This is a genomic window from Pseudomonas sp. GW821-FHT07G06 (assembly GCF_058986625.1).
The window spans coordinates 489,016-502,321 of sequence record NZ_JBYSVW010000002.1 but is presented as its reverse complement, the minus strand read 5'-3'; the positions used below and the strand labels follow the sequence as shown (position 1 = coordinate 502,321).

Annotated in this window: 12 protein-coding genes; 6 read left to right on the top strand and 6 right to left on the bottom strand. The window is 61.8% G+C overall.

Annotation, left to right across the window (positions count from 1 at the left end; translation table 11 throughout):
* Positions 1 to 40: 40 nt before the first annotated feature.
* A complete protein-coding gene (locus AC3WJW_RS05820) occupies positions 41 to 928 on the bottom strand; it encodes a LysR family transcriptional regulator (RefSeq protein WP_493725411.1) in 888 nt (295 codons plus the stop codon).
* Between the two features lie 128 nt (positions 929 to 1,056).
* Here AC3WJW_RS05820 and lysM point away from each other — a divergent pair, with 128 nt between their 5' ends.
* On the top strand, positions 1,057 to 1,497 hold the full coding sequence (lysM, locus tag AC3WJW_RS05815) for a peptidoglycan-binding protein LysM (protein WP_007972838.1): 441 nt from the start codon (positions 1,057 to 1,059) through the stop codon (positions 1,495 to 1,497).
* A gap of 128 nt (positions 1,498 to 1,625) precedes the next feature.
* Here the strand turns inward: lysM and yrfG are convergent, their stop codons facing one another.
* Positions 1,626 to 2,288 (bottom strand): GMP/IMP nucleotidase, encoded by a 663-nt coding sequence (gene yrfG / locus AC3WJW_RS05810; RefSeq protein ID WP_150755608.1) that lies wholly within the window; start codon positions 2,286 to 2,288, stop codon positions 1,626 to 1,628.
* Between the two features lie 88 nt (positions 2,289 to 2,376).
* Between yrfG and nudE the strand changes: the two genes are divergently transcribed.
* A complete protein-coding gene (nudE, locus tag AC3WJW_RS05805) occupies positions 2,377 to 2,943 on the top strand; it encodes an ADP compounds hydrolase NudE (RefSeq protein WP_007972833.1) in 567 nt (188 codons plus the stop codon).
* Entirely contained in the window at positions 2,940 to 3,767 is an 828-nt protein-coding gene (gene cysQ, locus AC3WJW_RS05800; protein WP_493725410.1) for a 3'(2'),5'-bisphosphate nucleotidase CysQ, read from the top strand. Before nudE ends, cysQ begins: the two co-directional genes overlap by 4 nt.
* 140 nt (positions 3,768 to 3,907) lie before the next feature.
* On the opposite strand, the gene AC3WJW_RS05795 is transcribed toward cysQ, so the two are convergent.
* The 4 genes from AC3WJW_RS05795 to rfbC all read right to left on the bottom strand — a co-directional run bounded on the left by AC3WJW_RS05795 (position 3,908) and on the right by rfbC (position 8,242).
* Positions 3,908 to 4,363: a YiiD C-terminal domain-containing protein gene (locus tag AC3WJW_RS05795; RefSeq protein WP_095964528.1), complete on the bottom strand. Its 456-nt coding sequence runs from the start codon at positions 4,361 to 4,363 to the stop codon at positions 3,908 to 3,910.
* Between the two features lie 40 nt (positions 4,364 to 4,403).
* Entirely contained in the window at positions 4,404 to 5,798 is a 1,395-nt protein-coding gene (locus tag AC3WJW_RS05790; protein WP_007972827.1) for a sigma-54-dependent transcriptional regulator, read from the bottom strand.
* Positions 5,795 to 7,603 carry a sensor histidine kinase gene (locus AC3WJW_RS05785; protein ID WP_493725409.1) on the bottom strand — a complete coding sequence of 603 codons (1,809 nt, stop codon included), beginning with the start codon at positions 7,601 to 7,603 and terminating at the stop codon, positions 5,795 to 5,797. Before AC3WJW_RS05785 ends, AC3WJW_RS05790 begins: the two co-directional genes overlap by 4 nt.
* Positions 7,604 to 7,696: 93 nt before the next feature.
* On the bottom strand, positions 7,697 to 8,242 hold the full coding sequence (gene rfbC / locus AC3WJW_RS05780) for a dTDP-4-dehydrorhamnose 3,5-epimerase (RefSeq protein ID WP_102700239.1): 546 nt from the start codon (positions 8,240 to 8,242) through the stop codon (positions 7,697 to 7,699).
* Positions 8,243 to 8,499: 257 nt separating this feature from the next.
* Between rfbC and AC3WJW_RS05775 the strand changes: the two genes are divergently transcribed.
* The 3 genes from AC3WJW_RS05775 (at position 8,500) to AC3WJW_RS05765 (ending at position 13,230) form a co-directional block, all read left to right on the top strand.
* Positions 8,500 to 11,412, top strand: coding sequence for an aminotransferase (locus AC3WJW_RS05775; protein WP_493725408.1), 2,913 nt, complete (start codon positions 8,500 to 8,502; stop codon positions 11,410 to 11,412).
* A 254-nt stretch (positions 11,413 to 11,666) separates the two neighbouring features.
* Positions 11,667 to 12,773 (top strand): agmatine deiminase, encoded by a 1,107-nt coding sequence (aguA, locus tag AC3WJW_RS05770; RefSeq protein ID WP_493725407.1) that lies wholly within the window; start codon positions 11,667 to 11,669, stop codon positions 12,771 to 12,773.
* A gap of 244 nt (positions 12,774 to 13,017) precedes the next feature.
* Positions 13,018 to 13,230, top strand: coding sequence for a hypothetical protein (locus tag AC3WJW_RS05765; protein WP_007972820.1), 213 nt, complete (start codon positions 13,018 to 13,020; stop codon positions 13,228 to 13,230).
* Positions 13,231 to 13,306: the final 76 nt, after the last annotated feature.

Here is a 13,306-nt window from a genome sequence, read left to right as displayed (position 1 = left end):
GTCTAATCGCTAATACTGATCTACCGATAGATGCCGTCGATCAAGCGTTCGTCAGTGATTGCTGATAGATCGCGAAGCAGGCTTCCGCCAGGGCTGAGCGGGGGGCGCTGCGACGCATGATCAGCCCCAGGCGGCCAAGGGTCTGGGCGTTCTCGATCGGTTGCAGGCGCAAGTGTTCGGTCAGCCCTTCGAGGCCGCCGTCCAAGGGCATCACGGCGCAACACAGGCCGCCGTGCACGGCTTGAAGCAGTTGATGGACGGCGTCGGTCTGCAGCAAGGGTTGTGGGGTGAGGCCGCGGCTATGGAAGTTATGGTCGATGGACTGGCGAAAGTGCATGCCGCTGGTGAGCATGCCCAGTGGCAGCTCGATCAATGATTCCCAGCTCAGCGGCGCCTCGCCAAAGGTGAAGAAGCGTTGGTCGTAGAGCAGGCCCATGCGGGTTTCGCTGAAGGCCAGGGAGTCGAAATGTTCGGCGTCCAGGCGTTCCAGATAGGAAACACCGAGATCCAGGCGATTGTTCGCCAGTTGTTCGAGGATCTGTTCCGAACTCAACGCTGAAAGCTCGAAGCGCAGGTTCGGGTGTTCGGCGTGCAGGCGTTGCAGCAGCGGCAGCGGATCGAAGCTCGACAACGGCACCATGCCCAGGCGCAACGTGCCGACCAGATTGCCGCGACAGGCCGCGGCCTCGGCATACAAGCCGTCATAGGCCGCCAACACCGTGCGCGCCCAGGCCAGCACCCGCTCGCCCGGCGCGGTGAAGCCTTCGAAGCGCTGGCCGCGATTGACCAGCGGCAGGTCGAGTTCTTCTTCGAGGCTGCGCAGGCGCATGGACAGGGTCGGCTGGGTGATGTGGCAGCGTGCGGCGGCCTGGCCGAAATGGCGGGTTTCGTCGAGCGCGATGAGGAATTTCAGCTGCTTGATGTCCATCTTCGCTCCTGGGCGCGGGAAGGTGCGGATTCTATCGCAAGCGGGGTCATTGGTCGGGTTGGATTCGCAAGTGGCGGCCGTGGTCTAGGCTTTTGCGTCTGGAACCCCAAACCCAAGGAGAGTGCACCATGAGTCTTTTGAGCTTTGTGAAGGAAGCAGGCGAAAAACTGCTGGATTTGCTGACGCCAGGCAACGCCAATGCCAGTGAGCAGTTGAAGGAGCACATCAGCAAGGTCGGCCTGGGCAACCCGAATGTGCAAGCGACGGTCGATGGTGACAAGGTGACCGTGACCGGCGAAGTGGCAAGCCAGGAAGAGAAGGAAAAAATTCTGTTGGCCGTGGGCAATATTGCCGGGGTGGGCAGCGTGGATGATCAGATCACTGTGACCGGGCCGGTGGTGAAGGCCGCCGTGTTTGTCACCGTCGTGAAGGGCGACACCCTCAGCGCGATTTCCAAGCGCGTGTACGGCGATGCCAACAAGTACAACAAGATTTTCGAAGCCAACAAACCGATGCTGTCGCACCCGGACAAGATCTACCCGGGTCAGTCGTTACGAATTCCCGAGTAAGTCGTCAAACCGCGTGATGGCCATCGCGGGCAAGCCACGCTCCCACAGAATCTGAGCCGTTCATAAAGGATGCGAACGACGCAGATTCTGTGGGAGCGTGGCTTGCCCGCGAAGCAGGCGCCTCGGTATCAAAGTCCGGCAATCAAATCCCGATAATCCCCGACCGCCGCAAACTCCGCCGTGTCCTTCGGCCCCTTGCGACTATCCGGTTCACGCACGGCCAGCAAATGTGCCACGCCAAAATCCCGCGCACTGCGCAGGATCGGCAACGTGTCGTCGATGAACAGGCTGCGTGCCGGGTCGAAATCGATATCGGCTTGTAGCGCATCCCAGAACTGCGGGTTTTCCTTGGGGAATCCGTAGTCATGGGAACTGATCAGGCGCTCGAAGTAGGGCGCCAGTTCGATTTTTTCCAGCTTCAACGACAGCGCATCCCGATGGGCGTTGGTGATCAGCACCACGCGCTTGCCGGCCCGTTTGATCGCCGCCAGAAAGGTGTCGGCATCCGGGCGCAGGGCGATCAGATGCGCGGTTTCCAGTTTCAGGTCGCGCACCGACAGCTTCAGTTCGGCACTCCAGAAGTCCAGGCAGTACCACTGCAGCTGGCCGGCATTGCGCTCGAACAACGGCTGCAATTCCATCTCGGCCATGGCCCGGCTGACCCCGTGCAATTCGGCGTAACGCTGGGGCAGGTGCTCCATCCAGAAGTGGTTATCGAAATGCAGGTCCAGCAACGTGCCGTCCATGTCCAGCAGAACGGTATCGATGTCGGACCAGGGTAATGAAGGCATGGCAACGTCTCGGGCAGTAGAAAGATTTCTGGCGTAAACAAACGGGAAAGCCGCGTTATAGTAGCGCGTTCACGCCAAGGAGCTTTGCATGCGCCAGAAACCCACCATACTCGCCCGCGAAATTGTCGCCACCAGTCGATTGTTCTGCGTGGAGGAGCTGAAGCTGCGCTTTTCCAATGGCGTGGAGCGTACGTATGAGCGCCTGGTTGGCAAAGGGGCCGGGTACGGCGCGGTCATGATCGTGGCGATGCTCGATGCCGAGCATGCGGTGCTGGTCGAGGAGTATTGCGGCGGCACCGATGAATACGAAATGTCTTTGCCCAAGGGTTTGATCGAGCCCGGCGAAGACGTGTTGGCGGCGGCCGAGCGTGAGCTCAAGGAAGAGGCCGGGTTCGGCGCGCGGCAGCTGGAGCACCTGACCGAGCTGTCGCTGTCCCCCGGTTACATGAGCCAGAAGATTCAGGTGGTACTGGCCACCGACCTCTACGAAGCGCGCCTGGAAGGCGACGAACCCGAGCCGATGCGGGTGGACAAGGTCAATCTGCGTGAACTCTCGGCGCTGGCGCAAAACCCGCAATTTACTGAAGGCCGTGCCTTGGCGGCGCTGTACCTGGCCCGTGATCTGTTGACTCAGCGCGGAGCGTTCCAGTCATGAACTTCCCGCATCCGTTGATGGCTCCGGTCATTGAGCTGGCTTTGCAGGCTGGCGAAGCGATCTTGCCGTTCTGGCGTACAGGCACCGCCGTCACGGCGAAGGCTGATGATTCGCCGGTGACCGCTGCTGACCTGGCCGCGCACCACCTGATTCTGGCCGGACTGACGGCGCTGGATCCGGGTATCCCGGTGCTCTCCGAAGAGGACGCCAACATTGCGCAAAGCGTGCGGGCCGGATGGCAGCGCTGGTGGCTGGTCGATCCGCTGGACGGCACCAAGGAATTCATCAGCGGCAGCGAAGAGTTCACCGTCAACATCGCCCTGATCGAAAACGGTCGGGTGGTGTTCGGTGTGGTGTCGATGCCGACCAATGGTCGCTTCTATGTCGGGGGCGCTGGCCTCGGCGCCTGGCGTGGCGATAAGGGTGGTACGCCCGTGGCAATCAAGGTGCGTGATGCGCTGGCGCCAGGTGAGTCGTTCACCGTGGTGGCCAGCCGGCGCCATTCGAGTCCTGAGCAGGAGCGTTTGCTGGCCGGGTTGAGCGCCAGTCTTGGTGAGCTACAACTGGCCAACATTGGCAGTTCGCTGAAATTCTGTTTGCTGGCTGAAGGGGCGGCGGATTGCTATCCGCGCCTGGCACCGACTTCGCAGTGGGACACGGCGGCCGCCCAAGGCGTACTGGAAGGTGCGGGCGGTGAAGTGCTGGAGTTGAGTGGTGAGCCGTTCAGCTATCCGGCGCGGGAGTCGCTGTTGAATGCGTTCTTCCTGGCGTTGCCGGCAAAGGCGGCGTGGCGGGAGAAGCTGCTGGAATTGGCGCGCGCATAAGATCATTCCCACGCGCTGATGCAAAATCCTTGTGGGAGCGAGCTTGCTCGCGATGGCGGTGGGTCAGGCAACTACAATGTTGGCCTGGACGACCCCATCGCGAGCAAGCTCGCTCCCACAGGTTTTGTGGTGGTCCCGATTTAGCGGTGCAACACGTACTGCCCGACAAACCTCACCGCATCCTCATCACGGCCTTCATTGACGACCCGCGTATGCAGCGTCAGCCGCGCTCGGCTGTATCGCTGGAACGTGGTCAGGAATTTCTTCCAGATCACCGGATCCGGCGCCTGGCAAATGGCGTTGGCATCGCCCGTCACCGGCAGCGGATAGCTGATCTGCCCTTCCTGAATCACGATGTGCCCGTCCGTGATGCCTTCTTCCTTGAGGCGCAGATGCAGCCAGCCCCAACCGGCCAGGACCGCGCCGCAATACAGGCTGCCGCCGAACATGGTGCTCTTGTGGTTGACGTTGGCGTCCAGCGGCAAGTGCAGGCGCAGTTGCTGGTCATGCCAGTCGAGCACTTTGAGGCCCATGTCCCGGGTGAGGGGAATGTCGTGATGGAGGACTGATTCCAGTTGTCGACTGTCGCGGCTCATTCAGGGGCCTCTTGTTTGAATTGGATGATTGAACGGTAGCTCAGTCGAGGTCGTCAGGGTGGGCCGAAGCGCCACTGTCCGAGAAGCTCAAACCGTGTTTGCGCAGTTTGTCGTGCAGGGTCTTGCGCGGAATGCCGAGGGCTTCGGCGACGCTGCGCACGGAGCTGTGCGAGCGCGCCAGTTCGGCAGCGATGAGGGTTTTTTCGAAGTTCTCCACTTGCTCGCTCAAACCGCCGCTGACCACTTCAACGCTATTGCCAGCGCCGCCTTCCGGCGTGCTGTTGTCGAGGGCCAGTTCCAACCCGAGGGCAAAACGCTCGGCCGCATTTTGCAGCTCACGCACGTTGCCGGGCCAGGTGTGGCGCAGCAGCAAGGCACGTTGTCCCGGTTGCAGTTCATGGGGCGGCAAGCCGTGGCGGGCACTGGCTTCATCGGCGAAATGCTGGAACAGCATCAGTGCGTCTTCGCCCCGTTCGCGCAGGGGTGGTATCCGCAGCGGCGCGACGTTCAGGCGGTAATACAAGTCGGCACGGAAGCGCCCTTGGTCCGCTGCCTGGCGTAGGTCTTCCTTGGTCGCGGCGATGATGCGGATGTCCAGCGGAATCAGTTGATTGCCGCCCAGGCGCTCGACCACACGCTCCTGCAGCAAGCGCAGCAATTTGACCTGCACATCCAGGCTCATGCTTTCGATTTCATCGAGGAACAACGTGCCGCCATTGGCGAATTCGAACTTGCCGATGCGGCGTTTCTGCGCGCCGGTGAAGGCGCCGGGCTCGTGGCCGAACAGCTCGCTTTCGACCACTGATTCGGCCAGGGCACCGGCATTGATCGCCACGAACGGACCGTTGCGACGGCCCGATAGATCGTGCAGCGCCCTGGCCACGACTTCTTTGCCGGCGCCGGTTTCGCCGAGGATCAGCACGTCGGCCCTGGTCGCGGCCAGGGCGCCGATCTGCTCGCGCAGGCGCAGCATCGAAGGTGAGTGGCCAACCAGGCGCGCGCTCAACTCATTGCGGTCGCTCAAGGCCAACCGCAGGCTGCGGTTGTCCAGCACCAGCCGGCGCAGGGCCAATGCGCGGCGCACGCTGTCAAGCAGGGCGTCGCTGGCGAACGGCTTCTCGAGAAAGTCATAGGCCCCGGCGCGCATGGCCTGCACCGCCAGTGGCACATCGCCGTGGCCGGTGATCAGCAGCACCGGCAATTCAGGGTCCTGGGCGTGCAGTTCGGTCAGCAGTTCCAGACCGTCCATGCCGGGCATGCGGATGTCGCTGACCACCACACCCGGCCAGTCGCGCTCCAGTTGCGCGGCCAGGCCCTTGGCTTCGGCCAGCGGCAGGATCTTCAGGCCGGCCAGATCCAGCGTCTGGCTCAAGGCCTGGCGCAAGTGGGGATCGTCGTCGATCAACACGACCTGGATGCGGTTGTCGATGGTCATGCACTTCGGTCCTCGGACGGTTGCAGGCTCACGCCTGGTGCGCCTGCGCGCAGCTTCAGGGTAATCAGGGCGCCGCCTTCCTTGTGGTTGGCGAACGACAGTTCACCGCCGAAGGCGCGCATCAGCGTTTCGCAAATCGCCAGCCCCAAGCCCAGGCCCTGGGTTCGGGTCTTGGTGGTGTAGAACGGCTCGCTGGCGCGCCCGAGGGCTTCCATGCAAAAGCCCGGGCCGTTGTCGCGAATGTACAGGTTGACGCCATCGGCCGTGGATTGGGCACTCAGCCAGAGTTTACGTGGCGGGCCTTTTTCCGTCAGGGCATCCAGGGCGTTGGCCAGCAGATTGCCGAGCACCTGGCGCAGGCGGGTTTCCCCGGCCTCGACCCACAGGGTGGCGGCGGGCAGATCACGGATCAGCTCGACGTCCATGCTGCGTCGGCGCTTGGCCAACAAGGCCAGGGCATCATCCAGCGCCGGTTGCAGGGCCACGCTTTCCGGGGCATGCCGGTCGCGCCGGGCAAAGGCGCGCAGGTGGGCGATGATCGAGGCCATGCGACCGGTCAATTCGCTGATCAGCTTGAGATTGCCGCGGGCATCGTCGGTGCGCTGGTGGTCGAGCAGCACCTCGGCGTTTTCCGCGTAGCTGCGAATCGCTGCCAGCGGCTGATTGAGTTCATGGCTGATGCTCGCCGACATGGTGCCCAGTGCCGACAGTTTGCCGGCCTGGACCAGATCATCCTGGGCGCGTACCAGTTCCTGCTGGGCCTGTTCGCGTTCCAGTACTTCCTGTTTCAAGCGCCGGTTCAGGCCTTCTAGATCGCTGGTGCGCTCGGCGACCCGGCCCTCCAGTTCGCGGCGGGCCTTGGCTTCGAAAGCAATGCGTTCCAGGTAATGACGGCGGCGCTGCATCATCAGGCCAAGCAACAGCATCAACACCAGCAGCGTTGCACCGCCGATGGCCACCACCGTGCGCACCGGGCGGTCGATCAAGGTGCGCGGGGCTAGGATGCTGACATTCCAGCCGGTTTCGGCGATCTGCTGGGTCTGGGTCAGCCAGGCATTGGGGTTGAGCTCCAGCGGTTTTGGCTCGCGGGTTGGATAGGGTTGGATCGCGGTGATGGCCTTGCTTTCGGCCTCGCTCAACGGACGGGTCGAGCGGAATCGCCACTCCGGTCGCGAGGTGAGAATGACCACGCCATTGTGGTCGGTCAGCAGCAGTTGTTCCGGGGTTTTGCCCCAGAGGCTTTCGGTGTGGTCAAGGTCGACCTTGACCACCAGCACACCGACGATTTTTTCGCCGTCGCGCACGCCGGCGGCGAAGAAGTAGCCGCGCTTGGCGGAGGTGGTACCCAAACCAAAGAAGCGCCCGAGCCGCCCGGCCATGGCTTCACTGAAATACGGCCGGAAGGAAAAATTTCGCCCGACGAAACTGTCGTGTTTGTCCCAGTTGGAGGCGGCCAGCGTCTTGCCCGTGGCGTCCATCAGGTACATGACTTCGGCGCCGGTCTGGGTGGCGATATTTTTCAGCAGGCGGTTGGCGTTGCCCTGGGTGACGCCATCGTCCGGTGCACCGACAACGGCGCGCAGGGCCGGCAGGTCACCGAGGATTTGCGGCAACACTTCATAGCGGTGCAGGGTGCCCAGCAGGTTGGCGACATAGAGGTCGAGGGTCTGACGATTCTGGCTGGCCAGTTCGCTGCGGTAATAGCGCTCGGCCAGGTGCTCCAGCGGCCACAGCAACGGCGCCAGGCACAGTGCCAGCAGGGCCAGGCTGCGCCAACGGGGTCTGGGGGGGAGAGTCGGTTTCATGAGCAGCATGCGCCTGTGGGTACAGGCGCATTATGCCTAGGCTTGCCCGCCTTGGGTCAGCGGCATCTTTATAGGCGAGCTTGCGCCGGCCTTTCAGGCAAAGACGTCGGCGTCCTTGAAAAACACGCCGGCCTGATCTTTGGCCGACAGTTGCGGCGTGCCTTCGAGTTGCCAGTCGATGGCCAGGTCCGGGTCGTCCCAGCGAATGCTGCGTTCGGCCGATGGCGTGTAGTAGTCGGTGGTTTTGTACAGGAACTCGGCAAATTCGCTCAGTACGACGAACCCGTGGGCAAAACCTTCCGGGACCCAGAGCTGCCGATGATTGGCGGAGGACAGCCGCACGGCGACCCATTTGCCGAAGTGCGGCGAGCTGCGACGGATGTCCACGGCGACGTCCAGCACTTCACCGACTGTGACGCGGACCAGTTTTCCCTGGGTATTTTCCAGCTGGTAATGCAGGCCGCGCAGCACACCCTTCTGCGAACGGGAGTGATTGTCTTGAACGAATTCAGTGTCCAGCCCGGTGGCCTCTTTGAAGGCCCTGGCGTTGAAACTCTCGTAGAAAAAACCACGCTCGTCACCAAAGACCTTGGGTTCGAGGATCAGAACACCGGGCAGGTCGGTGGTCACTACGTTCATGGTGGGCTCTCCAGTTGCATGCGTTTAATGGCCGCCATTCTTGCGCAAAGTGCCATTGGAGGCGAGTGCCAGAACCAAACCTGTGGGAGCGGGCTTGCTCGCGAAGAGGGCGTGTCAGTCACATTCAGGCTGCCTGTCACCCCGCCTTCGCGAGCAAGCCCGCTCCCACAAATGCCCTCATAGCGGCTAGCGGGGGGTTGCGTATCGCCCGAAGCAGTGGCGATATAGGCGCCTAATAAAATTTCAGGGGTTGTTGTATGCCGCTCGCCACGTTGATTCATCGCGCCAGTTTGCCCAGCCCGCAGGTGTCTGCGGAGCAAGCGCTAGAGCTGCTGGAAGAACATTACGGGTTCAGCGGCAGGCTGCAGGCCCTCGGCAGCCAGCAAGACCTGAACTACCGCGTCGACAGCGAGCGGGGACGTTTCGTCCTGAAAATCTGCCGTGGCGACTACTCGGTCGTTGAGCTTCAGGCACAGCATGCCGGGCTCAAGCACTTGGGCGAGCACCCCGATGTCCATGTGCCGCGTGTTATCGCAGCGAAAAACGGTGCAGACCTGCTGTCTCTGGACGTGGGTGGCCAGGCAGTGCACGTTCGCCTGCTCGACTACATCGAAGGCCAGCCGCTGACGAGCCTTGGCCATTTCAACCCGACGGTGGTGTCCGGCTTTGGTCGCCTGTGCGGTGAAATGGACCTGGCCCTGGCGGACTTCGACCATCCGGGCCTGGTGCGAACCCTGCAATGGGACGCCCGCCACGCTCACGCCCTGATCGCGCACTTGCTGCCGGTGATCAAGGATGAAGCCCAACGCAAACTGATCGTCGACGCGTCCGCACAAGCCGAACGGCATTTGCAGCCGCTGGAAGCCAAACTGCCGGTGCAGGCCATTCATATGGACATCACCGACGACAACGTGGTGTGGCAGCGCGATGCGCAACGCCATTGGCAACTGCAAGGCGTGATCGATTTCGGTGACCTGGTGCGTACCTGGCGTATTACCGATCTGTCGGTGACCTGCGCCGCGCTGCTGCATCATGGCGAGGGCGATCCGTTCTGCATTTTGCCGGCGATCCAGGCTTACCACGCGGTCAACCCCTTGCAACACGAAGAGTTGCTGGCGCTGTGGCCGCTGATCGTCGCCCGTGCGGCGGTGCTGGTGCTCAGTGGCGAACAGCAGGTCAGCATCGATCCGGGCAATGCCTACAGTCGCGATAACCTGGTCCATGAATGGGAAATCTTCCGTGTGGCCACCTCGGTGCCGTTGGCATTGATGGAAGCGGCGATCCTCACCGCCGTCGGCCAGAATCTGCCCACCATCGGCAGTGAAGGCTTCGCGCCACTGTTGCCGAGCCTGGTGGGACGTGAGTTCGCACTGATCGACCTGGGGGTGCTCAGCCCGCATTTCGAGGCCGGGAACTGGGAGCAGGAGGGTGTCGATCAGCGCCTGCTGGATGAAGCGGCCGCGGCTCATGGCCTGGCGGCCAGTCGCTATGGACAATATCGCCTGTCCCACACCCGCCCGGACAGCGCCACTGAACCGGACACTTGCCCCTTGCACGTTGAACTGCGTGTACCTCAGGGCACGACGGTCGAAGCACCGTTTGCCGGTGTGGTGCACCACCTGTCGGCGGGCGTGCTGCAACTGGACGGCCCGCAATTGAGTGTGCGGCTTTGGGGTGTCACGCCGTCGCTGCACAGTGGCGCGGCGCTGGTCAAAGGCCAGGTGCTGGGTTCGGTCAGCGGGCCGTTGATCGTGCAGTTGAGCCGTGGCGCGTCGATCGATGCGCCGTTGTTCTGCACACCATCGCGCGCCGCTGCCTGGCAGGCACTGTGCCCATCACCCGCGGCACTGCTGGGGCTGGCCTGTGATGCCGAAGCAGAACTCGACGGCGCGACCTTGCTGGCCCGGCGTGACGCCAGTTTCGCCCGTACGCAAAAACATTATTACGTCGACCCGCCGCGCATCGAGCGTGGCTGGCGCAACCATTTGATCGACATGCAGGGGCGCTCCTACCTCGACATGCTCAACAACGTCGCGGTATTGGGCCACGGTCATCCGCGCATGGCGGCGGTCGCCAGCCGCCAGTGGTCGTTGCTCAACACCAACTCGCGTTTCAACTACGCGGCCGTGGCCGAGTTCTCCGAACGCTTGCTGAAACTGTCCCCTGACGGCATGGACCGCGTGTTTCTGGTCAACAGTGGCAGCGAGGCCAACGACCTGGCGATTCGCCTGGCGTGGGCCTACAGCGGCGGCCGCGACATGCTCAGCGTGCTGGAGGCTTATCACGGCTGGACGGTGGGTGCCGACTCGGTGTCGACCTCGATCGCCGACAACCCCAGGGCCTTGAGCAGCCGCCCGGACTGGGTGCACCCGGTAACCGCGCCAAACACCTATCGCGGTGAATTCCGCGGACCGGACAGTGCGCCGGATTACGTGCGCAGCGTCGAGCACAACCTGGCGAAAGTCGCCGAGCAGAAACGCCAACTGGCCGGTTTCATCTGCGAGCCGGTGTACGGCAATGCCGGCGGTATCTCGCTGCCACCCGGCTATTTGCAACAAGTCTATGGCATGGTCCGGGCCCAGGGCGGCGTGTGCATCGCCGACGAAGTGCAAGTCGGCTACGGACGCATGGGCGATTTCTTCTGGGGCTTCGAAGAGCAAGGCGTGGTGCCGGACATCATCACCATGGCCAAAGGCATGGGGAACGGCCAGCCACTGGGCGCGGTCATCACCCGCCGGGAAATCGCCGAGGCACTCGAGGCCGAGGGTTACTTCTTCTCGTCCGCCGGTGGCAGCCCCGTCAGTTGCCAGGTCGGCATGGCCGTGCTGGATGTGATGGAAGAGGAAAAACTCTGGGAGAACGCCCAGGTCGTTGGCGGCCACTTCAAGCAGCGCCTCGAAGCGTTGATCGATATTCATCCGTTAGTGGGCGCGGTGCACGGTTCCGGTTTCTACCTGGGCGTCGAGTTGATCCGCAACCGCGAAACCCTGGAGCCGGCCACCGAGGAAACCACCGCACTGTGCGATCGCTTACGCGAGCTGGGGATCTTCATGCAGCCGACCGGCGATTACCTGAACATCCTCAAGATCAAGCCGCCGATGGTCACCTCGCGCCAGAGCGTGGATTTCTTCGTGGACATGCTGTCGAAGGTGCTCGCAGAAGGCCTGTAACCACATTCCCTCTGTGGGAGCGAGCTTGCTCGCGATAGCGGTCTTTCAGTCGAAAAATCTGTGACTGGAATGGCCTCATCGCGAGCAAGCTCGCTCCCACAGAGGTGGTGGTGTTAATTCGATTGATATCGGCTTTTTGTTGGTTTTTTTTGTAACTACAGATTGATGGTGCTTTAAAAGCCGATATTTATCGGATATAAAGTGACGCGCTTTCTTTTCTGTCAGGCATCAACGCCACTCCGGAGTCCTGAGTCATGACCACGTTGAACAGCACCCCTCGCGCCGACGGCTTCTACATGCCAGCCGAATGGGCACCCCAAACCCAAACCTGGATGATCTGGCCCGAGCGCCCGGACAACTGGCGCCTGGGTGGCAAGCCGGCACAAGCCGCGCACGTGGCCGTGGCCAAGGCCATCGCCCGTTTCGAACCGGTCACCGTGGCGGTTTCCGCCGGCCAGTACGAAAACGCCCGTGCCCGTCTGGACGTGCCGAATATTCGCGTAGTGGAAATGTCCAGTGACGACGCCTGGGTTCGCGACTCCGGTCCGACGTTCGTCATCAATAACAATGGCGAAGTCCGTGGCGTGAACTGGGACTTCAATGCCTGGGGCGGTTTTGACGGCGGCCTGTATTCGCCGTGGAACCGTGACTCGCAGGTCGGCGGCAAGATCCTCGAGATCGAGCGCAGCCCGCGTTACCGCACCGAAGGCTTCGTACTTGAAGGCGGTTCGATTCACGTCGACGGCGAAGGCACGCTGATCACCACCGAAGAATGCCTGCTCAATCGCAATCGCAACCCGCACCTGAGCCGCGAAGAAATCGAAGCGGTCCTGAGTGCGAACCTGGCTGTGGATAAAATCATCTGGCTGCCGGATGGCTTGTTCAACGACGAAACCGACGGCCATGTGGATAACTTCTGCTGCTACGTGCGTCCGGGTGAAGTGCTGCTGGCCTGGACCGATGATCCGCAGGACCCGAACTACCCGCGCTGCCAGGCGGCGATGAACGTGCTGCAAAGCAGCACCGACGCCAAGGGTCGCCCGTTCACGGTGCACAAAATGCCAATCCCGGGCCCGCTGTTTGCGACCGAGGAAGAATGTGCCGGCGTCGATCCGGTGGACGGTACTCAGGAACGTAACCCGACTGTGCGTCTGGCCGGTTCCTACGTGAACTTCCTGATCGTCAATGGCGGCATCATCGCGCCGTGCTTTGACGACCCGCAGGATGGCCCGGCAAAGGAAATCCTGCAGAACCTGTTCCCACAGCATGAAGTGGTGATGGTGCCTGGTCGCGAACTGTTACTGGGGGGCGGCAATATTCACTGCCTTACCCAGCAGCAACCTGCGCCGCACAAGGAGTGAGTGAGGTTGTAACAGCTTGAGTTGATTGCGAAATTTCTCAAGCGGTAAATCAGCGTCCTGCAACGCACAGAGCCCGCAGCCCTTCAGGGTTGCGGGCTTTTTTGTATCTGCAAGGCCACACTTCAGACACCTTGGCACAGCTCTTGTATCTCTGCTGTTGTAACTCGGGGAGGGGGAGGACTTCGATGTTCTGTCATAAACCTTGGATAAGTTAGCCGCTCACAAACCGGGAGAGAGCGCTGAAATGAACGCCGAAGTGAACGTAGTGAGCGACAAGGCGTTGCATCCCCTGGCCGTAAACAGCGAATCGCTCCAGATTCTGGCGCACTGGTTCAAGTCCAATGGAATGCGTCAGATCAGTGAAACTGATCCGCGCCGGACGATGATCGAGCGTTACCCTGCTGGTTTGTTCAGCGAGGCGGAACTGGATGCGTTGTGGGATGTAATGGAAGGATAAGAAGAACAACAACGGATTGATCAAAAAAAAGCGCTGCCGGGATGGCAGCGCTTTTTTTTGGGCTCAGATTCATACA